Raw genomic sequence first — 25,664 nt, 5'->3', positions numbered from 1 at the left:
CACATACCTCCTAGCTAATCTCTACATTAATTTCAAATTTATCCACCACTTCTGGATATTCTCGGAATATTTTTCTAATCTCCATATTACAAATACCTATTACTTGTCTTTTAAGATTATTAATTTCTTTCGACCCGCCCACGATTCGGGACAAAAATCCCTGGGACTGGTACTCCATGATCACATTAATGTTACCCCGAAGGTCGTTCCCGGCATTATCCAGGAATATCATCACTTCCGTGCCTTTAACTTTAGGCAATCCCATTATGGATTTTTTAATGCGGTTCATCAGGGTAAGTTCCACCTTTTCCACATCGTTATCCGAGAGATAACCACCAGTATAGGACTCCAGGACTTTTTCCACATCTTCCTCGTCAATGTCCTTGATACCGTATTTCTTCAACAGCTCGGAACGATCCATTGGTTCCTCATTTTCCGTTTCTGAAAATCCTTTCACTGTTGTTTCGCCAGGCTGAGCTTTATCCATGGAATCAGTGCCAGAATCATCCATATCTGAAGTTTCTGATAGGTTAGTATCTTCTGGATCGGTTTTAGCATCTTTCTCCATTTCGGGTTGAGAAATTTCAGTGCTGGGGGTGGAATTTTCGGTTAGCTCCTCCGATAATGATTCAACAGGTGTTTCTGGTGATGTTTCCATGGGGTTGGAAGTGCTCTCCGCCGGGGGAGTGGTTGTGGAGTTGCTGGGAGAGACCGGGGATTCCTCTCCTATTTTGTTTCCTATATCAGAAGAAGTTGTTTCATCCTCCACAGCTACTTCTTCGTTTAGGGCTTCCGAGGATGTTTCAGCCGTTACTGCCTTTTCAGCAGATTCCACAGCCGGGGATTCTTCAGCCGATGGGCCCTCTGAAGATTCCGGGACCGGATTATTCTCCGATGCTTCCTCAGTTTCAGGGGTTATGGGACGTTCATCTTCAGATCCCGTTTCCAGAGAAGGTTCTTCTGATTCTTTTGAAGCTTCTTCTTTTGCCGGTTCATTTTTATCCTTTTTGAGCTCTCCCAATACTTCCTCAATATCTGGAACCTTTTCCAGGAGATAGGGCTTGTTCAGGTCCATCAGATATGAAACCTGGGATGGTCGAATGTCGAAAACCTCCACCAGAGTTTTATAGTCTTCCATGGCCAGTTTTATTTTTTCAATAGCCTCTAATTTGGATAGGTTATCATAAGAAGCAGCAACCTGTTCTCCGTCCTTAAATAGCAGATATCCATCTTCAGATCCGGATGTTACCCTTATAAAGCCATTCTTTTTAGTCTGTGATAGTTCCTGTAAAAGCTGGGAAAATTCCAGCTGGTCAGCATAGGCCACCATAGATGGTTTGGTAATGGGCATGTCCATAGTTCTACTCTCCTTAATTTAAGTACGGGTCTTGCGGTTGTTAGTTTTTTACTTTCGGATTAGTTTAATCTCGGGAGGGGTGACGATGATCACACTTTTACCATTCTGACATAGGAGTATGGCTTCTCCACCCTTAGTATCTCTAAAAGACTTCAATTTTTCGGCTGCTATTTTAAAATCTTCTGGGTAATCCTTTTCCAGTAGGGTCATGTCCATGATTATGGGGTTCTTGGAATCAACCACTTGGGAAAGAGCATAGTCAAAGTCATCCAGATTGCTGGTTTTCATGAGGATAATCTCATAGAAAGAGTGTTCAGGGACAATTATAGTCTCATTTTCCTCTTTTTCCTCATCATTTTCTTCCATACCCAGGTTTTTCTTCAAAATGTCCATTACGTCCTTCATGTTTTTTCCCCTGTTTCATTAATAATCGCATCTAATAAACGTGACGCTCCCCTATTATAAACATCAGCGGTAGGGAGACCATATTCAGCCTCATATTCTGAAACCACTTCTTTATCTTCAACATTCCGCAAGTTCAGCGAGATTCCAACAACTCTGGTGGGTTCCATCGCCTCTATAGCCATGATCTCCTGTTTTATTCCCACAGGCTGGCGATAAGGATGGTTGGGCCGATGGCATACAATAGTGGCATCTGGTTGAGCCCCTACCAGTATGGCGGCTGAAAGTCCCCGGGGATGAGGGTTGCCCCTTTCTGTTAAACTGGACTGACCCTCCACCAATATGATATCAGGATTTTTTTGTTCTTCAAGTTTTCTCATGGCACCCATCACTGCCGATGCTACATCCATGACGGAAAGACTACCCGCCCGGAAGTTAAGATCTACTGGCTGTTCCAGACCCATTTCATCGGTAGATATGATTGCTGGATTCATTCCATTCTCTTTTGCGGTTTTACCAAGTAAACGGGTTGTGGTTCGTTTGCCACATTCCTGGGAGGTGCCACCCACAAAAATAACCGGCATCGTAGGCTTGTAAGTGAGTTTAGGAAGCGTTTCCGTGCAGCTCGGAGGTGAAGTTCCAAAAATACTATGTATAACATCCAGCCGGGGGCTGATCTCCATTATTTTAACGTTACGACTTTTGGCGAACTTCAGGAGGGCCTCGTTACGTTGCAGGGATAGTGATCGGAAGGAAGTTACCACATTCAGGCCCCGGTCAATGGCCTGCACCGCGTATTTCAACGCGGAGCCCTCGGCACCTATGGGCAGCATGATGGCCACACTTTTAGCCCCAGTTTCACTGGCCAGGGCCCCCAAATCTGATGCTATTATCTTGTTACAAAATTCCTGACCCTGTTTTTTGGGGTTATCATCAATAAAGCCCAGGGCGTTCACACCCTGGAAATTAGAAAATTTTTCGCCTCCGCCTCCACATCCTATTACTATGTACGGGTTGAGCTCCTGTAGTTCTTGAACAGAAGATACAAAATTCAAAAAATCACTCCTCTTATCTGGTGAACATGTGAATCATTACATTACCTATTTATTTAATAAATACTAAAGCAAGATATATATTTTGGTTAGCCTACTCAATTTATAGTGGAGGCATAGTATGATAGAAAGGATACTTAAAGACTTAGGCCGGATCAACGGGGTAAACGGATCACTAGTGGTTGGAAAAGATGGTCTGATTATTGAAAGTGAAGTACCATCAGATATAGACTCGGAACTGGTAGCAGCAATGGCATCCGCAGTGTTTGGTACTGCCGAACGTTCCGCTGAAGAGATGAAGCACGAGCCCCTTCAACAGGTAATGATTGAGGGAGAAAAAGGTAAAACTTTAATGATTGATTCTGGTGAAGGTATACTGGTAGTTATTACAGATATAAATATTAATTTAGGTTTAATCCGGATAGAAATGCGGCGTAGCGCCGAAAGAGTGGTGGACTTTTTAGGCTGATTAGTAGCCACCACTATCTGAAATAATACCCATTCTCTTTGAATAAGTTTCAAGATACTTTATAATCTCCTGGAGGAGGCTGCCTTGAGAAAGCCCTATGTAATCCTAATTGGAAGCGCATCCGGGATTGGTAAATCAACCATATCCTCAGAATTAGCCAAAGAGTTGGGTATTAAACACCTGATTGAAACCGATTTTATAAGAGAAATTGTGAGGGGTATCATTGGGCCGGAGTACGCCCCCGCCCTTCATAAATCCTCATTTGATGCCTACGTTACTCTGAAGGACAAACACCGTTATGAGGGTAATGGTGAGGCCCTGATCAGTGCTGGTTTTGAAGAACATGCTTCTTTTGTGATTCCCGCCATTGAAAAGGTTATTAAGAGGGCGGTCGATGATTTTGATGATGTGGTGATTGAGGGTGTGCATCTAGTTCCCGGGCTACTGAATATAAAGAAATTCCAGGAAGACGCTTCTATTCATTTTTTCATATTAACTGCCGACGAGGAAACCCACAAGGAGAGGTTTGTTAGAAGGGCTATGAAGATTAAAAGAGGCGGGAAACATCTGGAATACTTTAAAGAGAATCGTATAATCAATAATTATCTGGTGCAACAGGCTCGTGATCATCAGGTTCCGGTTATCAACAACCTGGATCTGGATAATACCAAAAAAAGGATGCTGACCATTATTCGTGAAAACTGCACCGAACTGGTGCTGCAGCACACCGTGGACCAATTGGAAGAGGTCACTAACATCGTACTTAATAAGTATGGCGGTCGGATCGTGGATGTTTCCTACTTTTTACCCGGCTTCGGAGAGCCCCTGAAGAGGAAGGTTAATGTGTACGATCCAGTGGAGGCGGAACGCTTCATAAACCTCATAAAGAAGAATCCAAAAAGGCGTAAAGACCTGCAGGGACTTTATGAGTTGTCAAATAACATTCATAGCAACCAGATCTGTGCCCCTGATGAGGAGAGTCTCCAGAACATTATAGTTGAACTGGAAGAGATGGGTCTGGTCTATCATCCCGAACCAAAAACTTAAGTTACAAGCTGTTAGACCTAATTTTCAACTTTAATCTATGGATATCTCAACTAGATTTATTTGAAAGGAGAGTTTGTATTTTGAATAAGATGATCTCAGATTGTCCCATCTGCGGTAATCTGAAATGTGTAGAGGTTACCACCAAAACCGATAATATTCCCTACTTTGGGGAGATAATGGAGTCCACACTACTGTGCCGGAAGTGTGGTTACAAGCACTCGGACACTATCTGTCTGGAACAGAAGGATCCGGTGCATTACACCCTAATAATAGGCAAGGAGGAGCTCAATACCCGGGTAATCAAGTCCCAATCAGCCACCCTCAGCATGCCAGAACTGGGACTTAAGGTGGAACCCGGCCCCAAATCACAGGGCTATGTTTCAAACGTGGAAGGGGTGTTGGAAAGGTTCGAAAAAGCCGTTGAAACCGCCCTGGCCTGGGCAGATGATCCTGTAGCCAGGGAAAATGCCCAGAGCATACTGGATGGCCTTCACCAGGTGAGATGCGGTGAAAGGCAGACTGAACTGGTGGTGGAGGATCCCTTCGGTCACAGCGCCATCCTACATCAGGATGCCAGAAAGAGAGGTTTAACCGAAGATGAGTTAAAAAATCTTAAAACGGGCTTTACTATTATTAATTCTAATTATGAGTAGAATTTATTCCAATTATGAGTAGAATTAAGTATTTTCTAGAATAGACTATTTTTTGAAATAAAAAAAAATGAAGGGATATTATTTGAAAATATCGTCTTCATCAGTGTCATCAGAGGCGTTAAGCCTTAGAGTCACCTTAACATCCATACTGAGAGCATCACAATCGGCTTTAATGGCGTCCAGATGTTTTAGGATTCTCTTCTTTTCCTCGTTGATCCTTTCTATGTTTTCGTAGGGGTAGATGGACTCTTTAAGCATTTCGTATTCAATGGTAGTGTAAGGGTACTGGTTGAGCTGGTCACAGACCTTCTTTAACACGTCTCCCAGGAACCGGTTCATCTCCACCTTCACCCGCTCCCGGATCATCTTATCGCTATCCAGGTTCTGCTTCATGAGACGTACCACTTCTGCCTTAGCGAAGGGCAGGCCTTCATCCTCTTCATCCCCTTCTATTTCTTCTTCTATTTCTTCTTCTAATTCTTGTTCATCTTGAAATTCTTCGGTAAATTCTTCGTTAAATTCATCTGCAGGTTCCTTGTTTTCTGTAACTTCCCTGGTAAATTCTTCTTCATTCTCTTGAAATTCTTCATTCCTTTCTGACTCATCCATCCTATCATTCTCCATGATACTACTCTGGAAATAACTTTATTTAAATACTGTGGTTAAAATGAAAGATTCAACTAAAAATTTTGATAGTTAATTCCCGTCCCATGATAATTATGATAGGTATCTATAAAATTTTAAAAATAGAATGCAAGATGCTCTTCAATGGAGTATGAGATAAGCAGAGTATCCTTAATTTCCATCGACTTCCAGGCTAAGGTTCAGGGAGGGGGCCGAGTGGGTAATGTATCCAGTGGATATAACGTCCGCTTCCAGCTTTGCATAGGCCAGTATGTTATTCGGATTTATTCCCCCGGAAACTTCCACTAGAACTTTATCCCGCAGATTGTTATCTTTAAGAGCAGATAAAACTGTTTCCACCTCTTCCGGAGACATGTTATCCAGTAAAACAATGTCGGCTCCGGCCTGAGCAGCTTCAAAAGCCTGATCTAGAGTGTCTGCTTCTACTTCTATCTTCTTGGTGAAACTGGCATGTTTACGGGCTCTTTCCACCGCCTCAGTTACGCTACCCACCAGGGCCAGGTGATTGTCCTTGATGAGTACCTGATCATCCAGACGATAGCGATGGGTGTCTCCTCCACCAACCCTTATGGCACTTTTTTCATAAAATTGGAGTCCAGGGGTAGTTTTACGGGTCCCAGCAACTATTATGGTGGGATTTACTTCCCGGACTACTCTAATTATACGGTCAGTTAGGGTGGCGATGCCAGACATGCGCATCAGCAGGTTAAGAACCGTTCTCTCCACGCTTAATATGGAACGGGCTTCACCCTCAAACTCCATTAAAACATCCTGGGGAGCTATCCGATCTCCATCCTGTTTTTTCAGGAAGGTTTGGACGGAAAACTCCTTGAAGATGGAAAGGGCCAGATCCAGGCCGGCAACTACACCCTCTTCCCGGGCAAGGATACGACCTTTAACTCTCATAGAGGAGGGTATCAGGGCCTGGGTGGTGAGGTCCTCGAATCCCATATCTTCATATACCAGACGGGCCAGGTCTTGTCGCATGATCATCCACACCAGTCATTATATTTTGTATAAAATCTCTAACTATTCTTCGCTCTATGTGTTTGAAGGTATTTGTACATCATAAATATCATTAAATACTATTTTTAGAGAATACCTTACAAACTTCTTAACTAATTTTATTTAAGCAAAAACTAATATTAAACTTTAATTTAAAAAAGCTGAATTTGGATAGTTATCAAACGCCACCATCATTAGAGCTTTATTAAGGAGGTCTTTTTTTGAATTGCGCTTTATGCTCAAAAAAAGATTGTTTGAGTGGAAAAGATTGTCTGGAAAATAAACAAGAAATAAAAAACCTTTATCAAGAACATGAAATTTCTGTTATTAAAACAGCGGCCCGCATAGAGGCCGAATATTACATGAAAAAAACACGGATAGAGGAAACAATTCTTTTCTCCATGAAGATGAATTATAAAAAAATAGGACTCGCATTCTGCGTTGGCTTAGAAAAAGAATCCAAAGAAATCTATAACATCTTCAGAGAATATTTTAAGGTATACTCTGCCTGTTGCAAAATCTGCGGTATTGATAAAACAGAATTCGAGTTAGAGAAAATTGATAAAAAGCGTGAAGAGGCCATGTGCAACCCTATGGGTCAGGCATCATTTTTTAACGAGAAAAAAACTGACCTTAATATTATTATCGGGCTTTGTATAGGTCATGACATATTATTCACCGAGTATTCCAATGCACCAGTAACTACTCTAGCCGTAAAAGACCGAATACTTGCCCATAATCCTTTAGGAGCAATATATTCCAATTACTATCGGGATAGATTTTAAATAATCCTTAACTATCCTTTGAAATTTCCAAAGGAATAATATTATAAAATTAATCCATATCACTAGTTAGCTGTTGGATACTTTAAAATAAGCGTGGCTTGGGTACTAAATAAAAACCCCTTTAGTCAATATCATACAATTCTAATCCTATACAGTGCAATATTAAATAGACTCAATAAGACGGGAATATATAATATAATAAGGAATATAAATTTTAAAGGCATAAAAGATGCAATATTTTCATAGCATCAAAAACCAGGTTTTATAGAGTTATCTTATAAATAACCAAACAAGGTGTTCATATCATGGAACTAGTCTTTCTGGGAACCTCATCAGCCATACCCACCAACTACCGCAACCACTCAGCCTTGGCCCTCAAGGCCTTTGGGGAGTTAATGCTCTTTGACTGCGGGGAGGGGACCCAGAGACAGATGACCCGTATCCGAATGAGTCCCATGAAGGTTAAACGCATATTTATCACCCACCTCCATGGTGACCACTTCCTGGGACTCCCGGGACTGATACAGTCCATGGCCTTCCGGGGACGTGAAAACCCCCTCTACATTTACGGCCCAGATGGTCTCAGAGACGTGGTGGAGAGTATTAAAAAACTGGGATATTTTGCCCTTTCCTTTCCCATCATCACCCAAGAACTGCAGACAGGAATTTTCCTGGAGGAGGAGGGCTACCGGATAAGTTGCTGTCCCGTGCAGCACTCGGTCTTAAACTTGGCCTACGCCGTTGAGGAAAAAAGATCCCCCAAGTTTATGCGGGATAAAGCCCTGGAACTGGGACTGACACCTGGGCCCGACTTTGGTAAACTGCAAAGAGGAACACCGGTTAAGGTGGGTGATCGTACCATTCAACCAGAAGAAGTGCTGGGAGAAGAACGTGAAGGCCGTAAAATAGTCTACTCCGGAGACACCCGGGCCTGTGTGGAGATGGTTAACCTGGCAAAAGAGGCGGATATGCTCATCCATGAGTCTACCTTTGACGGCAGCCAGGAAGAAAAGGCCCTAACCACTGGACATTCCACCTCCAGGAGTGCCGCCCGGGTGGCAGCTTTGGCCCAGGTAAAGAAGCTGATCTTAACCCATCTGAGCACCAGATACCGTGACGCCGATTTGTTGAAAAAAGAGGCCGCTGAAATATTTCCGGAAGTGATGGTGGCCGAAGATCTGATGAGTGTGCAGGTGAAGCGCCGTGCAGATTGATCCGCTATTACAGAAAGTGATCATCAGTGCCGTCACCCTGATCGGATCCTATATAATATATGAGATAATTTCCCACTTTTTGAAAAGGATTGGAAAACGTCTTGATACTGATTTAACGGTTATACAGGTTTTAAAGGAGATATTCAAGTACACCATCATTGCCCTGGCCATAACCCTAATTTTAAAGGTATGGGGACTTGATGTAGGCCCATTAATTCTCAGTTTGGGTATTGTGGGTATTGCGGTGGGTTTTGCTGCCAGGGATACCCTGTCCAACTTCATATCCGGAATGTTCATCCTGGCCGAGAAAAGCTTCCGGGTGGGGGATACCATCGAAATCTCAGGCCAGAGGGGTAAGATACAGAAGATGGGCTTCCGGGTCACCACCATGACCACCCCCGACAACAAGGTCATCACCGTACCTAACTCCGCCTTTTCAAAAACTCCCTACCTTAACTTCACCACCATGGACACCAGGAGGGTGGATTTGAAAATAAACATCTCCTACCCACTGGATCTGGAACAAATTACCCCCGCACTCTTAAAGGCGGCAGGAAGCCTTTCCTGGGCTCGTTCCAATCCTAAACCAAAGATTCTTATAAAAGAACTTAGTGATGTGGGTGTAAAGGCCACCCTAAGCGTTTGGACAAACAAACCTCAAAAAGTAGCTGAATATAGAACTCAGCTGGCAGAGAGGGTGAAAGGAATCCTGGTTGAAGGACTAGAAGATTCAGAAAATATTTAAATCTCCAAAATGATGTCCTGGTGAGTTAATGAAAAGGTACAGCATCTACTCCTTTTTGATCATAGTAGCCTGCGTGGTTCTATCGGTAGGAATAGTTATGGCAGCTTATAGCCAGTACCAGGAGCTTCAAACTGCCCAGAAAAGTATAAAGGACTATAAGGAAAGGATGAGTAACCCGGTTAACGCCCTGGATCCTACCTCCTCAGTGGCGGGGTATTTAAACTATGATCTCATCATTCCCAAACTGGGGATAAGCTGCAATATCCGGGGAGATACCGTAAACGCATACAACGCAGTTTATCATTATCCTGAGAGTGTTATGCCAGGTAAACCAGGAGAATGCGGATTTTTGGGTCACAGAACCACTTACTCCGGGCTTTTCACAAATATAAGTTCACTTAAAGTGGGTGATGAAGTTATAATTCGTGATTATATCCTGCAGAAGAAATACGTCTATCAGGTGACTTCCAATGGTGATGATATTCGCTGGAACTACAGGAGCAATCCGGTTCGATTTGCCCAGGAAGGTGAACCACGACTACTAATTATAACCTGTTATCCACCCGGCAAAAAACAAGCCGCCTACATAATGCACTGCAAGATGACTTCCATTAGTAGTCTGAATTAATTTTTCAATCCCTGTTTAAAGTGATTACATAGCACCTTTTTTTATTAATCCTAAAAATTTTTGTTGTCAATAGAAGACAATATATATAAGAAGAAACATTATTTTGGTGTGATGATAGTCCACTTTCTAGAATCTAACGAAAGACCCCATAGACTACACGAAGAAAATGGCATTATACACTTAATTCCCCAGTGTGAAAAACTGGATCATTATTCAAAGCCACGTGAATCTCTGAAAACATTTTTTTAATACGAGAAGGTGGGTGGGGTATCAACATCATCATATAAGTACTATGAATATCAAAATATTAAGAAATAATATCCACTGACACTTAGGGAGTGATTTTAAAAAATCTTTCCCGGAAACAGAAAAATAAAAATATACCTAGGGGATTTAAAATGGTGGAAATTGAAATCGACGAAGATGCATGTGTAGGGTGTGGTTCCTGTGTTGACGACTGCCCCAATGACGTGTATAAAATGAATGAGGAAACATGGAAAACCACAGTGGTTAATGCCGATGACTGTATGGCTTGCCTCTCCTGCCACGAGATCTGTCCATCCCAGGCCATGACCCACCGAAACATACATGTTGCCAAAAGACTGTACATTGACCGCAAGGTAAACGATGTCCTGGAGAAAATAATCTGAGGGGATCACCATGGATATGGAAATCGAAGAAATAAGGGGAACATTCAAACCAGAAATCATCCCCAAAGAAACTGGAGGCGACATTGGAGACTACGAAGAAGCACTACACGTGCTTATGAAGTTCGTAGGTTCCATGTCAAGTGCCCTGGAACAAGTGTCCGGAAGGGGGGCCAACGCCATTGTTTACCAGGCTGGAAAACGTATGGGCCATGATGCGGCCAAAATGATGGAAAAAACCGACGACTTGGAACAGGCCTTAAACGAAATGGGCGAAGTTTTAGGGGTGGAATTCTACTTTGAAATGTGGAAACCTGCGGGACAGGAAGGTTACACCATCGAAAAAGGAAATGAAACTGTGGTAAAAGTCCTGTTCATGGACTGCGTAGTAAGACAAACCCTGCGAAGAACCGGTCTACCTCAGAAAGGACCACTATGTTATCTGCTCTACGGATACATGGTTGGAGCGGTGGAAGAAGTGATGAGCATCAAGGGCAAACTGGATATAGACCATGTGGGTCCTAACGCCTGTCTTAAAACCCTGACCATCAAATGGGGTGGTAAATAATGGTAACCATTGCCTTAGAAACACTGGCCAGTTGTTCTGGCTGTGAAATATCAATTTTAGATTTACACGAAGACTTACCAAAACTTCTGGAGAAAGCCGAACTGGTTTACGCACCGGTTTTAATGGATGCCAAGGAATTACCGGATAATATCGACATCGCCATTGTATCCGGTTCAGTAAGGAACGTGGAAAACAAGGAAAGATTGGAGGAATTAAGAGCAAAATCTGACATCCTAATTGCCTACGGTACCTGCGCCTGCTATGGTGGGATAACCGGGATGGCTGACCTTTACACCCAGGATGAGGTAACTTCCCGTACCTATTCAGACAATCCCAGTACTGAATCCGCACCTTTACCCAATGAAGTGGTGCCGGAACTGTTAAGCATCGTCCACCCCGCTGCGGACTTCACTGAAATAGATGGATTCATACCCGGCTGTCCCCCCAAGGAACAATTAACCGGAGATATCCTGATACCACTCATCAATAATGAGGCACCTGATGTTCCTAAAAAGAGTGTTTGCGCCGACTGTCACCGGGAAATGGAACATGTGGAATACGATAAGATCCACCGTCGGGTGGAAGGATCACCCGAGGATGGTAAATGTTTCCTATCACAGGGATACGTCTGTTTGGGTTCAGTTACCCTGGGACGTTGCGGCGGACTATGTACCGATGCAGGTGTTCCCTGCCATGGTTGTGGGGGCCCTTCCTTGGATGTGCTAAGAGAACCCAGCCATGACATCTACAACGGAGTAATTAAGAGGATTGCTCACCTTTCCAAGATGCCCGAAAAGGACGTTGAAAAACAGATGTACGATTTGGGACACGTGGTATACGGATTTGTTATTGGAAGTACCATCATGGAGGATAAGCTGGTTTCAAAGATCCCCCAGCTTGTGAAAAAGTAGGTGATGATCATGAAGAATATAGAAATAAGTCCGGTTACACGTATTGAAGGACACGCCAAAATCACCGTGCAAGTGGATGACGGTGGAAATGTGGCTGATGCCCACTTCCACGTTATGGAGATCCGTGGATTTGAAAAGTTTCTGGAAGGTGCCGCTGTTGAAGAAGCACCACGTATCACTCCCCGTATCTGCGGTATATGCCAGACCGCCCACCACTTGACTGCCGCCAAAGCCACTGACCAGATATTTGGTCTGGAACCACCAGAGACTGCTAAAAAGTTAAGGGAACTGATGCTTCTGGGTCAGTACATACACTCCCACTCTCTTCACTTCTACTTCTTGGGTGCCCCAGATCTGGTGATGGGACCGGAATCAGACCCAGCCATGCGTAACGTTCTGGGAATCTTGAAGACCAACCCTGAACTGGCCTCCATGGCCATCCAAACCCGAAAGATCGGGCAGGAAATCACGGCAGTTGTGGGTGGAAAACCCATCAGCCCGGTAACCGCCGTGCCAGGAGGACAATCACGAGGACTATCCCCTGGACAACAGGCTGATTTACTTGCAAAGGCAAATACTGCAGTTGAACTTGTGGAAAAAGGAGTAGAAGTTGCTAAACCATTATTTGAACAGTACAGTGAAGCAATTGAACTTCTTGGACCAATCGAAACACATTTCGGAGCTCTGACTAATAATGGTGGAGATATCAGCTTCTACGACGGGGATGTGAAAGTCATAGACCCGGCCGGTAACACCGTGCACCAATTTGGATCCTCAGACTATCTGGACTACATCGAAGAGAAAGTCCAGCCCTGGTCCTATCTGAAGTTTCCCTACCTGAAGCAGATTGGATTCCCCCAAGGCAACTACCGAGTAGGACCTTTAGCCCGTCTTAACGTGATTAATTCCATCCCTACCGATAAAGCCTCGGAACTCTTCGCCGAATACAAGGAAAACTATGGAATAGCCCAGAATCCACTTCTCTATCACTATGCTCGGCTGATCGAGTTGATGTACGCCTCCGAAAGGGCGGTGCAACTTTTAGAAGACGATTCCATTACCAGCACTGATATACGTCAGACCTTGACAGAACCACTGATGACCAAACAGGAGGCCAAAGAATCAGGTGAAACCCGACGGGGAGTGGGAATGATCGAAGCCACCCGGGGTATACTTATCCACGACTACGAAACTGATGGCGCTGGTTTCATCACCCGGGCCAATCTGATCGTATCCACCGGCCAGAACAACCTGTCCATGGACATTGGGGTCCGGGAAACAGCCAAGAAAATGATTCATGGTGATGAGATCTCGGAAGGTCTTAAAAACCAGTTGGAGATGATTATCCGCGCCTACGACCCCTGCCTGAGTTGTGCCACCCACGCCATTGATGGCAGTTCACCATTGGAAGTGGAAATCTATGATCTGGAAGGGAAACTAATCAGTAAACAGATGATTTAAGGGGCTTACTTTTAGCTCTTCTTTTTCTTTTATTTTTATTCATTTGGCAACGGTGCCGGTTTCATTCCGGTATGTAAGTAATGTATTTATATGTACTGAATTGTAATCATATACATGGCCAAGAAGAGTGTCTACATCCGCCTGGAATCGGAGTACATACAGAAAATCGATGAAATGGCCCAAAAGCAGGATCGATCCCGATCATACATAATACGGCAGTTAGTAATAAAAGGGCTGGGGAAAGTTTAGTAATACTTTATAAATTTTTAGTAAGATCCTAATTGTTTGGGTTGTAATTTAGTTTAGAAATTTGAAGCCCCAATCCCCCAGTATTACTTTTTAAACTTTTTTTAAGATTGATTTGAATTACCTTTTTAAAAATTAACAGTAAAGTTTATGCTAGATCCCTACAAACTGGTTTTAACTACAGTCCCCATCTCCAGTTACATCCTAGTGAGGATTTACTTCAAATCCCAGATTTGGCTTAGAAAGATGTTTCCATAGCAATAAAAGTGATACCATGAACCAATTCCTACCAAATAAATTTGAACTAGAACATGTGTTCTTTGGTTCCAGTGGTGTTAACGTGCTGTCCCTGGAAGGAAATGAACTGTATTTCAGGTGGGAGCCGTCCTTCCAGGATTATGAACCCTTCCGAGAAGTTAGAATAGAACCTTTGCCTGAGGAATGGTCTCTTTTTTGGTTAGCATTGGATGAGATTGGATTCTGGGAATGGAAAAACTTGTATCAGCCTCCAGAGGATGTAATTGTGGATGGTCACATTTTTAATCTGGATATTGCGTTTAATGGTCGAGAACTGGTGACCAGTTGTTGGTGCAATGCTCCGGATCATATAGAAGAGTTCTACCAGGCCCTGCAAGACTTAACCGACCTGGATTTCCAGCATCCGGGCGGGGTGGATTAGATAAAATAAACCAAATAAAGCCCCGATTCTGGATTAAATCAAAAATAACTTGTATTTTCCAATGGACTTCTATTTTCCATGGAATACACTTCATCCACCATTAAGCACGTAGGGCAAGATTATTCAAAAAATATTTTAACATCAGGCCGGGTAAGATAAAATAAAAAACCTCCTGCTATTAAAAATCCTACTATCCCTTCAAAACTACCTAATACCAATCAGACTATATCTCCAACTCCATTAGCAATAAATATTATAATAGTTATCCGCCAGGCCCATTTTCGGCCTTTTAACAGCCCCCATCCAGCAATTAATACGATTAACCCTATAAAAACTAAAAAATATCCGAACATCATTCCTGCCAACGTATATCTAAATCCTGGTGGAACAGAATTATTTAATGCACATATACGTCTAAAGGAGTTCGAGGAAAGATTGTTGAAACTCCTACCATAAAGGCCATAAAAGCTGCAAAGAACAGGATTATTGCCACTACTGAAATACCTCTTGGTCTATTATCCATCTATCAATCAACACTGGTATTTATTTCACTTTGGTTATTTTAGTATTCTTAACATATGTTATAGGTAGAGTTTGGTGATCTAAGTGAGAATTATTCCCCTGGCCTTTGAAAGTATGGGTGTTCGTTCCATGGCCACCTATGTGGAGACGGATCAGAAGATACTAATCGACCCTGGAACTGCTTTAGGACCCAAAAGGTTTGGTTTTCCTCCCTGGAAGACGGAGTTGGAAGCATTATACAGAACCAGGGCTGAAATACAAAAACACGCCAGAAATACGGATATCGTCACCATCAGCCACTACCACCATGATCACTTCACCCCCTTCCAGCTGGGAAAGTATCTGGACTCCAGTCCCAGATATGCGGCCCAGATCTACGACAATAAACTTCTTTTCATAAAAGATCCCACCTCTAAAATTAATCAGAACCAGAAAAAAAGGGCCCGAAATCTTCTGAAGAATCTGGTTAATAGTAAAATTTCCTATGCCGATGGTAAGTCCTTCCAGGTGGGGGATACCAACCTCAAATTCTCTGATCCCCTTCCACACGGTCCCGAAGGCAGCAGGATGGGCTACCTCATCGCCCTCACCATCAGGTGTGATGACGAAACCTTTATGCACGCTTCAGACGTGCAGGGACCCATCTTTAAGGGAACCAGGGATTACATTCTCCAGGAAAAGCCCGACACCCTTATCCTCAGCGGTCCTCCCCTCTATCTGGTGGGCTTTGCCCTGGGAGAGAAGGATCTGGAGATGGCTCGTGAAAATCTAATTAAAATCGTTGACCAAGTGCCCCGGGTAGTGGTGGACCATCATCTTTTAAGGGATCTACGCTATGCCCAGTTCCTGGAGTCGGTGGTAAAGGAATCAGGAGGGGAGGTGTTGGTGGCCTCCCAACTAATTGGTGAGGAGCCATGCCTCTTAGAAGCCAGGAGGAAAGAGTTGTATTATCCTAAAAATAGGTGACGACTGGCAATCACATGATACTGGACCAGCATCTATTGGCCCTAATCACCAATTGCAAAAATTTTATTATACCACTCATTGAATAAGTGTTTAGGATAAAAATATATTCAAAACAAATTTAGTGATCTGATGAGTGAGTATGACATGGAAGAAGGGCTGGAAACCGTCCTGGATGAACTGAACCAGACCAAAGGGGTTGAAGGTGCAATTATCGTCAGTGCCGTTGGAGAAGTTCTTAAACACAACCTCAAATCCAGTGGGGACCTGGCTTTATTCGGGCCCATGGCCCAAGTTATTGACAGTTCCTCACAACGCCTATTGGGATCAGCCGGCCTGGGGGAAATGGAGAAGGTCCTTTTAGAGTCAAAAAAAGGAAAATCATTATTCCTACAGCTGAAAAAGGTTCACCTAATCATACTTATTGAGAAAAATGCCAACCTGGGCATGATTATGATGACCGCCCACCGGGTTTCTCCCCGAATTATTGAAATAACCCAGGATATGGAATTAGTTGAGGTGGAACCATCCGCCCCCGAAGTGACTGTTGAAGAGCCCGTGTTGGAATCTGTGGAAGAATACATCCCAGAGGAAGCATTAGTAAAAGAACCAGTCCCAGAAGTAACTTTAGTTGAGCCCGTAGTTGAAACTTCGGGTGAAATGGTAGAAGCAGAAGTTTCTGCAAAAGAGGTGTCTGAAGACGTTCTGAAAACAGATGGTGTTCCTGAAGAAGTTATTGCTGAAGCCCAGACCATCCCAGATGAAGAATCAGTTACCGAAGCTGAAATATCCACCGTAACTGAAGTTAAATCCTCAGATGAACAGGTGATAGAAGAAGAGGCTGAAGTAGAAAGTGCAAAACCCGTGGAGGAAAAACCATCCGGGGTTATACCTACCATTAAGCCACCCATATCACTACCCGACCTTCCGGAAAGTGTGGTAATACCTGATGATCCCCCGGGAAGAGCGGACCTAATCATTGAAATTTACGAGGCCCTGTTTCTGGCCATGGCCATTGGTGCCAGTAAGATCATGGGCGTGTCCCCGGCCCGGGGGCTTACTAAACAGTTTTTGCCCTCCAGTGAGTGTAAAGAACTTTTAGAGGGAGTTGATATTAAAAGCAACGCCGTCATTGACTTTGATGCCTTAAGAGCTAATACTGAAAAGATAAAGGTCGAGGACAGGGAAAGTGTTTTCCTTCGAGATTTCAGTCAAATCATAACGGTGATCACCGATAATTACGGTAAGGTAATGGGCTACGATGCCTTCCGGGGAATGGTGCGGTCTGAGTTCAAAGCTATAAATGATTCCTACGGAGAAGCCATGGATAAACTGGGCATCAAAGGAAAGATGCATCCCGAACTTCAGAAGCTATTATAGAAGTCCATTCTTATTTTAGAGATCAAATTATATTTTAAAGAACAGGTGAATTTAATGAGCGGACCATGGGTAGAGAAGTACCGGCCACAGAGTCTGGATGAAGTGGTGGGTCAGGAACACATCATTCAAAGATTGGAGAGATACGTTAAGGATAAGAGCATGCCAAACCTCATGTTCACCGGACCAGCCGGAGTGGGAAAAACCACCACGGCCCTGGCCCTGGCCAAGGCCATCCTGGGAGAGTACTGGAAGCAGAACTTCCTGGAACTCAATGCCTCGGATGCCCGTGGTATCGACACGGTTAGGAAGGATATTAAGAATTTCTGTAGATTAAAAGCGGTGGGTGCTCCTTTCCGGATAATCTTCCTGGATGAAGTGGATAATATGACCAAGGACGCCCAGCACGCCCTGAGACGGGAGATGGAAATGTACACCAAAACCTCATCCTTCATCTTATCCTGCAACTACTCCTCCAAGATCATTGATCCCATCCAGTCCCGCTGTGCCATCTTCCGCTTCGCCCCGGTTAAGGGCCATCATATCATAAAGCGCCTGGAGATCATCTGCCAGGCCGAGGATCTTAACTACACCCCGGGAGCACTGGAAAGTATTGTGTACTTCGCTGAAGGAGATATGCGTCGGGCGGTGAATATATTGCAGGCCTCATCCTCGGTGGGGGAGGAAATCACAGAAGAAAATATCCAGGAAGTTGTTTCCAAGGCCAAACCCCGGGATGTGCGGCGCATAATTAACATGGCTCTGGATGGAGACTTCATTGCTGCCCGGGACCTGTTAAGGGAAGTTATGGTGGTGCAGGGCACCAGTGGAGAGGATATGATCACCCAGATCTACCAGGAAGTGTCCCGCATGTCCATGGAGGGACTGATTGAAGAGAACCACTACATTTTCCTGGTGGACCACATTGGAACCTACGATTACCGTATCCGGGAGGGCAGTAATCCCCGTATACAACTGGAAGCTCTTTTAACTAAATTTTTACCAAAGGCAAAGGCAGATTAAATGTTGTGGACCGAGAAATACCGGCCCCAAACCTTTAAGGAAGTTCTGGGTAATTCCAAGGCCAAGGACCAGATCCAGGACTGGTTGGAGGGCTGGTTAGAGGGAGAACCCCAGAAGTGCCTGTTGTTAGTAGGACCTCCCGGTACGGGTAAGACCACCCTGGCTCATCTGGTGGCCGAGCACTTCACCGAATACTTGGAACTCAACGCCAGTGACAAGCGCTCCCAGGATGCACTGCAGCGCAGCGTGGGGGAAGCATCCGCATCCCAGTCCCTATTCGGTACTGGATTGAAGCTCATCATCCTGGACGAAGTGGATGGACTCCATGGTAACGAGGATCGGGGTGGGATACGTGCTATAAATCAGATCTTAAAGTCCAGCCACCACCCGGTGATCATGATGGCCAATGACCTCTACAGTAAACGGATCACCACCCTGAAGACTAAATGTCAGCTTATAAAGATTAACAAGATACACACCAACTCCATCATGGCCATGCTCAAGCGGATCTGCGTCAAAGAAGGAGTGGAATTTGAGGAACACGTCCTCCGCACCCTGGCCAAACGCTCCCGGGGGGATCTGAGATCGGCCATCAACGACCTGGAGATGATGGCCCGGGGGAGTGAATCTGTCACCTCCCAGGACCTGGAAGCCCTGGCTGAGAAGGACACTGTGCAGAACATCTTCGACTCAGTGCGCACCGTACTCAAGAGTAGAAATCCCCGGCGAGTTAAGGATGCTCTGCGCTTAGAAGCAGAACCAGGATTCATTCTGGAATTAATAGCCGAGAATGTGCCCCGGGAATATGAGAAACAGGAAGAGATAGAGAAGGCCTACGACATGATCGCCGAGGCGGACCTGTACCTGGGAAGGGCCTTTAACACCCGCCACTATGGCTACTGGAAATATGCCTACGATTTAATGGGCCCGGGGGTGGCCCTGTCCAAGAAGGAAACCTACCGGAAGTTCGCCCGTTACACCAACTCCACCATGTTTAGTTTTCTATCCAAGAACCGGGCCAAACGGGACTTGAGAGACCGGGTGGCAACCAAGATTGGTGCCAAACTCCACACCTCCCGGAAGGTGGCCATCGATCAGTTCCCTTACCTGGAGATGATGTTCCAGGATAATGAGCTAGCCTGGGAGCTGTCCCAGTACTTTGAGCTGGAGGATGCTGAGGTGAAACAGTTCCGCTCCCGGAAGATTCCCCAAAGTGTTAGGAAGGCTGCTGCCAAAGCAAAATCTTCCAGCAAAAAAGGATCGCCACCATCCAGGACTGGAAAAAAAGCCGGGTCAACTTCTGAAAAAATGGATTCTGCTGGAGATAAGGCCCAGAATACTGCCACTAAAAAGAAGTCTAAAAAGAAGTCTAAAGAGATTTCTAACAAAAAAAGTTCCGCTGAAAAACCCTCCACTGAAAAAGTTGGGGTGACTAAGCCTTCCGGTAAAAAAATCATCGCTGATGATAATTCTAAAACAGCCGAGAATGAGAAGGAAGATAAGAAAAAAGAAGCACAAACCTCTCTTTTCAGTTTTTAAGGGATTACTATGCTCTTAATCTTTTAACAGGGCAGTGTCCCCTTAAAATCTTTAATTGTTTAAAAATACTATTCTCAGTTAAAAAAATAAAATAAAGAAGTAGGAGTTGGAAATAGGGCATCTAAAAATAAATTATCTATTCTTCAGCGTCCATCATTTCGCCGTAAACTATTTCTATTTCACAGCCTTTAGGACCGCAGCAGAAGTGTTGTAGGTCAAATTTTACTTGCATTTTTTCACCTCGTAAACAGTTAGCCGTCACTTATTATGATATTATGATCATGCACCTGACGGTTACTAAAATATACGGTGTCTTGGTATATAAAAGTAACTCCCAAGGTCAGCGGAAAAACTTTTATGGTGATGGTTCCATATAGTGGTGCATGGAAGGATCACCCCTGGGATCTAGTCCCGAGATTTCCGAGATTAAAAGGATCCTGGAACACATGCAACGTGACGTTAAAAGGCTGATAGAGAAATGTAACCAGCAACAAATTGAGCTCCTGGTAGAAAGTTCCAAGAAAGACTTTTGTAATGCATTTAAGGAGTATATGCGCCATGATATCCAGGATAACCTGGAAAAATCCATGGTCTATCCCTGTCAAATGAGGGATGAGTGCCAGTCCAGATTTACCGATTTTCTGGAAAAAAACGCCAGTCTCATCGGACAAGGGGAGGTTACCCCGGAATTTATAGTTGAAAATCAGGCCGAATTATTGGAACTTGCCGAAGAAGCACCCTACGCCAGGTGTGATAAATGCTTCCAGGAGGTAGATACCCTTTTCCAAAAACAGGTACGCCTGATGCGTTCCTTAAGGATTTACAGCTCCCCGGAGGAAAAGCATGAAGATCTATCCTGCCTATCAGAGGAATACCTGGTTAAAAATGTGCTGGACCCCCTTTCCAACCAACAACGATTACAGATCTTGAAGTCCATGGCCACCCAGACTCAAACCTTCTCCAATCTCTCGGAGCTCACCGGACTTAAAGGCGGTAATCTGCTTTTTCACCTGCAGAAGCTCACCGAAACAGATCTTATATTGCAGCGTCATGAGAGGGGTGATTACATGATCACCGAGAAGGGATACAGCATTTTAATGGCACTCTCGGAGCTGAACTGTGTTCTGTCCAGTAAAAACCAGCCATAGTACCCATAAATCTAAAAAACGTCCCAAAGATTCTATTTTAATGCATATGGCCCTCATTAAAGACAATATTATCTGATTTTACTCATTATCTTTTAAAAATAAAGCTGATCTGTACATCTTTTCCCGAACATCGGGGATAAAGTTGGACAGGAACTGGACCATCTCGGCAGGGATCCCTTCTGACAAATCTTCGGTGCAGGGAATGTTTTCAGAACCAGTCCAGGACCATATCCAATCCCGGGGAATATTTATAAGAGGATAAATAAGTTCATACCCCTCTCCAGAGGTTCTACCTGACTCTAAGCGGATCCTCTCCCCGTGGAGCATCTTTTCCAGGAGAGCCTCCACCTCATAGTCCATGTCCAAGGCCAGGGCCACTTTATCCACATCCAGATAATCCAGTTCCTCCCAGGACCCTAACTTAATGATTTTAATACCATACTTCCGGGTGTATGGCTCTAAAACTGCGTGGAGGGTCAGGGTGGCACAACCATCATCCATAATCACGGCCACCCTATCCTTTGGCTTTAATTCAGCCTTGAGGTTACGAGAAGCCCGGGTGGCGATGCGCTGAAACATTTTAGACCGTATAACCGTGATTTCTGGGAATTTATGGTTAAAGATCTCTTCTTTATTCCGGGAGAACCGGGAGTAGCGTAAATTATTCACCACAATCCGATCATCCAGGATGCTGACAAAACGGCTGTCCACGCCAATTTTCTGAAGCAATCTGGCTAGTTCCTTATTCATTACCTCACCAGGATACCATCAACTCCATTGAAGAGTAGAAACTGATTTACTGGGACTTTGCCCCTGTATGTCAATGCAGACTGCCATTTGGTGCAGAGCTGCAACGAAAGAGATTTTTCTGGTTTTATATATAATATGGTTTAAGGTGTAAAACTCTATATAAAGATTGGATATGGGGGTAATTTAATGTTCAAGATTTTCGGTGGCAAGAAAAAGGAAGAAGAACGAGAAGTTCTGGAAATAGAGCCTGAAGGCCGGGTGGACTGCCTGTGCGACTTTACTTTCAACTTTCACTGGCAACATAATGGAGAAAAGATGGACCCCAGCTGGTTAATCCCGGGAACGGAAATCACCTTCGGTACCGTGGTGGAACACCTTAAACAGGGAGGTGATGTGCGGATAATAGCCGATGCGGGTCATCGTTTGTCCTCCAGTATGGGGGTGGATCTCCAGTACTTCGGTGGAACCGGGAAGGACATCCCGGTGGGAGATGTGTACGTGGAGGGGGATGTAGACAGTCGTATGGGTATCAGCATGACCCGTGGATCTATTTACGTCAAGGGCGAGGTTAAAGAACCCATGGGTAACCTGGTAGAGGTCAGATCTTCCCAGAAAAATTATCGGCAGTTCCGTTCCATCACCGACATTGCCACTAATGGCTTGCAGGGTGATAAACTGGTCGGGGCCCATTTGGAGGGTAAAAAGTTCACTATCCAGGATGGGACAGTTAAGGACACCGTCGGCGCCCGTCTGGATAGGGATCTGCAGATCATCTTTCAGGGTAACGTTGATCTCTCCACCGGGATACTCATGCGCCAGGGTTTGGTGCGTGTAAATGGAAATGCTGGTAAAAATACAGGAGCCCTTCTCAATGGAGGGACAGTGGTTATCAACGGTGATACTGATGACTTCACTGCCATAGATATGATCAAAGGCCACATAATAGTTAATGGAGATGCTGGTAAGTTTCTGGCCGCCAACAAGAAAAATGGATACGTTTTAGCCAAGAAGGGAAGTCCCATACCCCCGGCTACTGAAAAAAAATTGGAGATTTCCGATCATAATGTATTACTAACCATGGGATTCCGTCCCCAGAGTTTTAAGAAATTTGAGTAGCTCTTTTAGGCTTCCCAGGGGATATGATACTTTTCAAACTGTTTCTCGAGAATGATGACCAGTGCAAAGCCAATGACCGCAGCGATCAACACTGGCCACACGGAATCCATAGTAGTGCTGATTTTAGTGTAGGGTAATCGCAGGGTGCCGATCATAAGCCCCACTAAGAAGGCCATAGTTATGGATTTATGGTGATCTAAAAGGTAATCCAGTAGGCGTGAAAAAGAAAGAATACCTATCAAGGCCCCTAACATAAAAATGATGATCTCCACAATTTTAAGTTCATTCAGAGCATTAAGCATGTATTCATACTGATTTAGAAGTAGTAATATGAATGCTCCAGAAATACCGGGGAGTATCATGGCGCAGATGGCTATCATCCCTGAAAGGAAGATTATAGGCAGGGTATGGTTGGTCTGGATTGGATTTAAACCAACAAATAGTATGGCAAATACCAGCCCGATGATTAGGAAAGTTATATTCTTCAAGTTCAGTTCATCCACATGCTTGTAAACAAAACCCGCCGAGGCCAGTATCAGACCAAAAAAGAAGGCATACGTAGGGGCGGTGTACACCGTAAGGAGCATGGTCATCACCTTGGACATGGTTAAAACTGCCAGCCCAATACCCGCCAGTAAAGGGATAAACAAGTTAAAGTCCCACTTCCTTAATTCCTCCCTAGCCTTACTCCACTCCCCTTCTAAAGCATAAAACAGAAAGGTAAGGTTGATCTGGCTAATGGCGTGAATAAGTCTCTGATAAATTCCAGTGATAAGGGCCATGGTGCCTCCGGAGACTCCGGGTATCACATCGGCGGTTCCCATCAGAAGTCCCCTTAAAAATATTAACAAAGTTTCCCTGTAAATTCTGATTTTTCGCATTTTATAACCGTCCCTAACTGAGAAATTCCCATGAAATAAGCAGATATTTGAGAATTAAATTTGTAAACAATAGAGTAAATAATATAAATAGATAAACCCCCAGAACGTATATAATTATTTCTCAAAAGAGGTTTTTTGGTAATGTTCAGTTTAGTTGAATATGTAAGTAACCTGGCCATCTATCTCATCGAATCCCTGGGTTATTGGGGTGTTTTCCTGGGTATGACCATCGAAAGCGCCTGCATACCACTTCCCAGTGAAGTTATAATGCCCTTTGCAGGATACGTAGCCTGGGAGGGACAGATGACCCTGTGGGGCATCACCCTGGTGGGGGCTCTTGGTAACCTGACTGGCTCCCTCATTGCCTACTTCGTGGGCTGGTGGGGTGGAAGACCCTTTCTGGAAAAGTACGGGAAATATGTGCTAATCAGCCACAGTAAACTAACCCTGGCTGAGGAATGGTTCGACAAGTACGGGCACGAAGCAGTGCTAATCAGCCGAGTGCTGCCTGTTATTCGTACCTTCATCTCCCTGCCAGCAGGAATCGCCCATATGAACCTGCACAAGTTCATTTTCTACACCTTTGTAGGTTCCCTACCCTGGTGTCTGGCTTTGGGCTATGTCGGGTTCATTCTAGGCCCTAACTGGACCACCATACAGCAGTACTGGCACTACCTGGATATACTGGTGGTGGTGGGGGCGGTAGCCTTCCTGGCCTATGTTATCTATCACTATCGGGGCAAGAGTCACCTGGAATAAGTTCTTTTTATTATTCGTTAATTTTATATAGTAAGTCAACAACTAGTATGCGCTAAAACTTAGAGGTGTTAGAAAAAAATGAGAAAGTTCATGCTTACTTTAAGGTTATGGTTAGCAACCATAATCCTATTCGGTATCTTATATGCCATAATAGGCATAATCAGTACCTACTTCGGCCTTTCCAGCCCCCTATTCTTCGCCATCCTGGCCGTGGTGGTGGTCCTGGGCCAGTACCTGTTGGGACCCAAGATGGTAGAGGCGGTAATGCACGTACACTATGTATCCCCTGAGGAAGCCCCTCAACTTCACGCCATGGTGGAGGAGCTGGCCATGAATGCCAACATTCCCCAACCCAAAGTGGGTATCGCGGAAGTGAACCTTCCCAACGCCTTTGCCTTCGGTAGAAGCAAAAGAGACGGCAGGGTCTGTGTAACCCGGGGCATTTTAAACCTCCTTGATGAGGAGGAACTTAAAGCCGTCCTGGGACACGAGATCAGCCACATCCGCCATCAGGATATGGCGGTGATGACCCTCATCAGCGTGGTGCCCCTGATCTGTTACTACATATTCATCAGCACCCTCTTCAGTGACGGCGATAGTGACAGTGGCGCCGGCATAATTGGATTGGTGGCCCTGGCCGGGTACATCCTAGGTAACCTCCTGGTACTGTTCATATCCCGGGTCCGGGAATACTACGCCGACGAAGGAAGCGTGGAAATCGGCGCAAAACCTCACAAACTTGCCAGTGCACTCTATAAACTGGTATACGGAACCGCCACTATTGATAAGGACCAGATAAAACAGGTGGAAGGGGTTAAGGCCTTCTTCGTCAACGACATCTCCGATGCCCGTAACGAGATATCCAACCTGCAACAACTGGACCACAACCTGGACGGGGTTATCAGCCAGGAGGAACTAACTCAACTACGAGACACTCCCATCCGGATTGGCACCGGCAGTAAGATCATGGAGGTGCTGTCCACCCATCCCAACATGGTGAAACGAATCAAAAGGCTATCTGAAATGGGATAGCCCTAATTTTTTTTTAAAAATAGCTTTTTTTATTTTAAAT

At 44.5% G+C, this 25,664-nt stretch carries 28 protein-coding genes; 21 read left to right on the top strand and 7 right to left on the bottom strand.

What is annotated here, in order from left to right:
- Nucleotides 1-10 precede the first annotated feature (10 nt).
- The 3 genes from FGU46_RS08425 to FGU46_RS08415 are packed head-to-tail and all read right to left on the bottom strand — an operon-like array spanning nt 11 to nt 2,814.
- Nucleotides 11-1,357 (bottom strand): DUF2226 domain-containing protein, encoded by a 1,347-nt coding sequence (locus FGU46_RS08425; RefSeq protein WP_286474039.1) that lies wholly within the window; start codon nt 1,355-1,357, stop codon nt 11-13.
- Nucleotides 1,358-1,405: 48 nt separating this feature from the next.
- A complete protein-coding gene (locus FGU46_RS08420) occupies nt 1,406-1,762 on the bottom strand; it encodes a cell division protein SepF (protein ID WP_286474037.1) in 357 nt (118 codons plus the stop codon).
- Nucleotides 1,759-2,814 (bottom strand): DUF1611 domain-containing protein, encoded by a 1,056-nt coding sequence (locus tag FGU46_RS08415; protein WP_286474033.1) that lies wholly within the window; start codon nt 2,812-2,814, stop codon nt 1,759-1,761. The genes FGU46_RS08420 and FGU46_RS08415 overlap by 4 nt, the downstream gene beginning before the upstream one ends.
- Nucleotides 2,815-2,932: 118 nt before the next feature.
- Here FGU46_RS08415 and FGU46_RS08410 point away from each other — a divergent pair, with 118 nt between their 5' ends.
- From FGU46_RS08410 to FGU46_RS08400, 3 genes are all read left to right on the top strand, one after another.
- Complete coding sequence (locus FGU46_RS08410) at nt 2,933-3,280, top strand: roadblock/LC7 domain-containing protein (protein WP_286474030.1); 348 nt, start codon at nt 2,933-2,935, stop codon at nt 3,278-3,280.
- 84 nt (nt 3,281-3,364) lie between these two features.
- A complete protein-coding gene (locus FGU46_RS08405) occupies nt 3,365-4,327 on the top strand; it encodes a 3H domain-containing protein (RefSeq protein ID WP_286474027.1) in 963 nt (320 codons plus the stop codon).
- 89 nt (nt 4,328-4,416) lie between these two features.
- Nucleotides 4,417-4,980, top strand: coding sequence for a ZPR1 zinc finger domain-containing protein (locus FGU46_RS08400; protein ID WP_353619903.1), 564 nt, complete (start codon nt 4,417-4,419; stop codon nt 4,978-4,980).
- A gap of 78 nt (nt 4,981-5,058) precedes the next feature.
- Here the strand turns inward: FGU46_RS08400 and FGU46_RS08395 are convergent, their stop codons facing one another.
- Together FGU46_RS08395 and nadC are read right to left on the bottom strand one after the other, a co-directional pair.
- Nucleotides 5,059-5,589, bottom strand: a complete 531-nt coding sequence (locus FGU46_RS08395; protein WP_286474022.1) for a hypothetical protein — start codon at nt 5,587-5,589, stop codon at nt 5,059-5,061.
- A 186-nt stretch (nt 5,590-5,775) separates the two neighbouring features.
- Nucleotides 5,776-6,612: a carboxylating nicotinate-nucleotide diphosphorylase gene (gene nadC / locus FGU46_RS08390; protein ID WP_286474020.1), complete on the bottom strand. Its 837-nt coding sequence runs from the start codon at nt 6,610-6,612 to the stop codon at nt 5,776-5,778.
- Between the two features lie 272 nt (nt 6,613-6,884).
- On the opposite strand from nadC, the gene FGU46_RS08385 reads away from it, so the two are divergent.
- From FGU46_RS08385 to FGU46_RS08315, 15 genes are all read left to right on the top strand, one after another.
- The gene (locus FGU46_RS08385) at nt 6,885-7,415 is read left to right on the top strand and encodes a DUF1847 domain-containing protein (RefSeq protein ID WP_286474018.1); all 531 of its coding nucleotides are present in this window, start codon (nt 6,885-6,887) and stop codon (nt 7,413-7,415) included.
- A gap of 305 nt (nt 7,416-7,720) precedes the next feature.
- Nucleotides 7,721-8,629 carry a ribonuclease Z gene (gene rnz / locus FGU46_RS08380; RefSeq protein ID WP_286474015.1) on the top strand — a complete coding sequence of 303 codons (909 nt, stop codon included), beginning with the start codon at nt 7,721-7,723 and terminating at the stop codon, nt 8,627-8,629.
- Complete coding sequence (locus FGU46_RS08375; RefSeq protein ID WP_286474012.1) at nt 8,619-9,374, top strand: mechanosensitive ion channel family protein; 756 nt, start codon at nt 8,619-8,621, stop codon at nt 9,372-9,374. The genes rnz and FGU46_RS08375 overlap by 11 nt, the downstream gene beginning before the upstream one ends.
- 28 nt (nt 9,375-9,402) lie before the next feature.
- On the top strand, nt 9,403-10,002 hold the full coding sequence (locus FGU46_RS08370) for a class E sortase (protein WP_286474009.1): 600 nt from the start codon (nt 9,403-9,405) through the stop codon (nt 10,000-10,002).
- A gap of 398 nt (nt 10,003-10,400) precedes the next feature.
- On the top strand, nt 10,401-10,652 hold the full coding sequence (locus FGU46_RS08365) for a 4Fe-4S dicluster domain-containing protein (protein ID WP_286474006.1): 252 nt from the start codon (nt 10,401-10,403) through the stop codon (nt 10,650-10,652).
- Nucleotides 10,653-10,662: 10 nt separating this feature from the next.
- Entirely contained in the window at nt 10,663-11,217 is a 555-nt protein-coding gene (locus FGU46_RS08360; protein ID WP_286474003.1) for a hydrocarbon binding protein (contains V4R domain), read from the top strand.
- Nucleotides 11,217-12,128: an NADH-quinone oxidoreductase subunit B family protein gene (locus FGU46_RS08355; RefSeq protein ID WP_286474000.1), complete on the top strand. Its 912-nt coding sequence runs from the start codon at nt 11,217-11,219 to the stop codon at nt 12,126-12,128. Before FGU46_RS08360 ends, FGU46_RS08355 begins: the two co-directional genes overlap by 1 nt.
- A 9-nt stretch (nt 12,129-12,137) precedes the next feature.
- The gene (locus FGU46_RS08350; RefSeq protein WP_286473997.1) at nt 12,138-13,589 is read left to right on the top strand and encodes a Ni/Fe hydrogenase subunit alpha; all 1,452 of its coding nucleotides are present in this window, start codon (nt 12,138-12,140) and stop codon (nt 13,587-13,589) included.
- Between the two features lie 114 nt (nt 13,590-13,703).
- Entirely contained in the window at nt 13,704-13,838 is a 135-nt protein-coding gene (locus FGU46_RS08345) for a ribbon-helix-helix protein, CopG family (RefSeq protein WP_286473994.1), read from the top strand.
- Nucleotides 13,839-14,109: 271 nt separating this feature from the next.
- Nucleotides 14,110-14,514, top strand: coding sequence for a hypothetical protein (locus tag FGU46_RS08340; RefSeq protein ID WP_286473992.1), 405 nt, complete (start codon nt 14,110-14,112; stop codon nt 14,512-14,514).
- A 606-nt stretch (nt 14,515-15,120) separates the two neighbouring features.
- The gene (locus FGU46_RS08335; RefSeq protein ID WP_286473989.1) at nt 15,121-16,002 is read left to right on the top strand and encodes an MBL fold metallo-hydrolase; all 882 of its coding nucleotides are present in this window, start codon (nt 15,121-15,123) and stop codon (nt 16,000-16,002) included.
- A gap of 129 nt (nt 16,003-16,131) precedes the next feature.
- Nucleotides 16,132-17,379: a roadblock/LC7 domain-containing protein gene (locus FGU46_RS08330; protein WP_286473986.1), complete on the top strand. Its 1,248-nt coding sequence runs from the start codon at nt 16,132-16,134 to the stop codon at nt 17,377-17,379.
- A gap of 54 nt (nt 17,380-17,433) precedes the next feature.
- The gene (locus FGU46_RS08325; protein WP_286473983.1) at nt 17,434-18,399 is read left to right on the top strand and encodes a replication factor C small subunit; all 966 of its coding nucleotides are present in this window, start codon (nt 17,434-17,436) and stop codon (nt 18,397-18,399) included.
- Nucleotides 18,400-19,938: a replication factor C large subunit gene (locus FGU46_RS08320; RefSeq protein ID WP_286473981.1), complete on the top strand. Its 1,539-nt coding sequence runs from the start codon at nt 18,400-18,402 to the stop codon at nt 19,936-19,938.
- 383 nt (nt 19,939-20,321) lie between these two features.
- Complete coding sequence (locus FGU46_RS08315; protein ID WP_286473979.1) at nt 20,322-21,086, top strand: winged helix-turn-helix domain-containing protein; 765 nt, start codon at nt 20,322-20,324, stop codon at nt 21,084-21,086.
- A gap of 78 nt (nt 21,087-21,164) precedes the next feature.
- Here the strand turns inward: FGU46_RS08315 and FGU46_RS08310 are convergent, their stop codons facing one another.
- Nucleotides 21,165-21,836, bottom strand: coding sequence for an ATPase (locus tag FGU46_RS08310; protein WP_286473976.1), 672 nt, complete (start codon nt 21,834-21,836; stop codon nt 21,165-21,167).
- Nucleotides 21,837-22,022: 186 nt separating this feature from the next.
- On the opposite strand from FGU46_RS08310, the gene FGU46_RS08305 reads away from it, so the two are divergent.
- Nucleotides 22,023-22,952 (top strand): hypothetical protein, encoded by a 930-nt coding sequence (locus FGU46_RS08305; RefSeq protein ID WP_286473974.1) that lies wholly within the window; start codon nt 22,023-22,025, stop codon nt 22,950-22,952.
- Nucleotides 22,953-22,957: 5 nt separating this feature from the next.
- On the opposite strand, the gene FGU46_RS08300 is transcribed toward FGU46_RS08305, so the two are convergent.
- Nucleotides 22,958-23,833, bottom strand: coding sequence for a DUF368 domain-containing protein (locus tag FGU46_RS08300; RefSeq protein ID WP_286473971.1), 876 nt, complete (start codon nt 23,831-23,833; stop codon nt 22,958-22,960).
- A 141-nt stretch (nt 23,834-23,974) separates the two neighbouring features.
- Between FGU46_RS08300 and FGU46_RS08295 the strand changes: the two genes are divergently transcribed.
- Together FGU46_RS08295 and FGU46_RS08290 are read left to right on the top strand one after the other, a co-directional pair.
- On the top strand, nt 23,975-24,592 hold the full coding sequence (locus FGU46_RS08295) for a DedA family protein (protein WP_286473968.1): 618 nt from the start codon (nt 23,975-23,977) through the stop codon (nt 24,590-24,592).
- 78 nt (nt 24,593-24,670) lie between these two features.
- Nucleotides 24,671-25,624, top strand: a complete 954-nt coding sequence (locus tag FGU46_RS08290; RefSeq protein ID WP_286473965.1) for a zinc metalloprotease HtpX — start codon at nt 24,671-24,673, stop codon at nt 25,622-25,624.
- Nucleotides 25,625-25,664 lie beyond the last annotated feature (40 nt).

The organism is Methanobacterium sp. CWC-01 (assembly GCF_030323845.1).
GTDB classification, from domain to species: domain Archaea; phylum Methanobacteriota; class Methanobacteria; order Methanobacteriales; family Methanobacteriaceae; genus Methanobacterium; species Methanobacterium aridiramus.
Note: the sequence above shows the minus strand (reverse complement) of the source record. Positions and strands in the feature narration are given on the sequence as shown.

Bases quoted from the DNA above. Each gene is read 5' to 3' on its own strand.
- FGU46_RS08425 (WP_286474039.1), bottom strand. From the start codon at position 1,357: ATGGACATGCCCATTACCAAACCATCTATGGTGGCCTATGCTGACCAG.
- FGU46_RS08420 (WP_286474037.1), bottom strand. From the start codon at position 1,762: ATGAAGGACGTAATGGACATTTTGAAGAAAAACCTGGGTATGGAAGAA.
- FGU46_RS08410 (WP_286474030.1), top strand. From the start codon at position 2,933: ATGATAGAAAGGATACTTAAAGACTTAGGCCGGATCAACGGGGTAAAC.
- FGU46_RS08400 (WP_353619903.1), top strand. From the start codon at position 4,417: ATGATCTCAGATTGTCCCATCTGCGGTAATCTGAAATGTGTAGAGGTT.
- FGU46_RS08395 (WP_286474022.1), bottom strand. From the start codon at position 5,589: ATGGATGAGTCAGAAAGGAATGAAGAATTTCAAGAGAATGAAGAAGAA.
- nadC (WP_286474020.1), bottom strand. From the start codon at position 6,612: ATGCGACAAGACCTGGCCCGTCTGGTATATGAAGATATGGGATTCGAG.
- rnz (WP_286474015.1), top strand. From the start codon at position 7,721: ATGGAACTAGTCTTTCTGGGAACCTCATCAGCCATACCCACCAACTAC.
- FGU46_RS08370 (WP_286474009.1), top strand. From the start codon at position 9,403: ATGAAAAGGTACAGCATCTACTCCTTTTTGATCATAGTAGCCTGCGTG.
- FGU46_RS08365 (WP_286474006.1), top strand. From the start codon at position 10,401: ATGGTGGAAATTGAAATCGACGAAGATGCATGTGTAGGGTGTGGTTCC.
- FGU46_RS08360 (WP_286474003.1), top strand. From the start codon at position 10,663: ATGGATATGGAAATCGAAGAAATAAGGGGAACATTCAAACCAGAAATC.
- FGU46_RS08355 (WP_286474000.1), top strand. From the start codon at position 11,217: ATGGTAACCATTGCCTTAGAAACACTGGCCAGTTGTTCTGGCTGTGAA.
- FGU46_RS08350 (WP_286473997.1), top strand. From the start codon at position 12,138: ATGAAGAATATAGAAATAAGTCCGGTTACACGTATTGAAGGACACGCC.
- FGU46_RS08345 (WP_286473994.1), top strand. From the start codon at position 13,704: ATGGCCAAGAAGAGTGTCTACATCCGCCTGGAATCGGAGTACATACAG.
- FGU46_RS08340 (WP_286473992.1), top strand. From the start codon at position 14,110: ATGAACCAATTCCTACCAAATAAATTTGAACTAGAACATGTGTTCTTT.
- FGU46_RS08330 (WP_286473986.1), top strand. From the start codon at position 16,132: ATGAGTGAGTATGACATGGAAGAAGGGCTGGAAACCGTCCTGGATGAA.
- FGU46_RS08325 (WP_286473983.1), top strand. From the start codon at position 17,434: ATGAGCGGACCATGGGTAGAGAAGTACCGGCCACAGAGTCTGGATGAA.
- FGU46_RS08320 (WP_286473981.1), top strand. From the start codon at position 18,400: ATGTTGTGGACCGAGAAATACCGGCCCCAAACCTTTAAGGAAGTTCTG.
- FGU46_RS08315 (WP_286473979.1), top strand. From the start codon at position 20,322: ATGGAAGGATCACCCCTGGGATCTAGTCCCGAGATTTCCGAGATTAAA.
- FGU46_RS08310 (WP_286473976.1), bottom strand. From the start codon at position 21,836: ATGAATAAGGAACTAGCCAGATTGCTTCAGAAAATTGGCGTGGACAGC.
- FGU46_RS08305 (WP_286473974.1), top strand. From the start codon at position 22,023: ATGTTCAAGATTTTCGGTGGCAAGAAAAAGGAAGAAGAACGAGAAGTT.
- FGU46_RS08300 (WP_286473971.1), bottom strand. From the start codon at position 23,833: ATGCGAAAAATCAGAATTTACAGGGAAACTTTGTTAATATTTTTAAGG.
- FGU46_RS08295 (WP_286473968.1), top strand. From the start codon at position 23,975: ATGTTCAGTTTAGTTGAATATGTAAGTAACCTGGCCATCTATCTCATC.
- FGU46_RS08290 (WP_286473965.1), top strand. From the start codon at position 24,671: ATGAGAAAGTTCATGCTTACTTTAAGGTTATGGTTAGCAACCATAATC.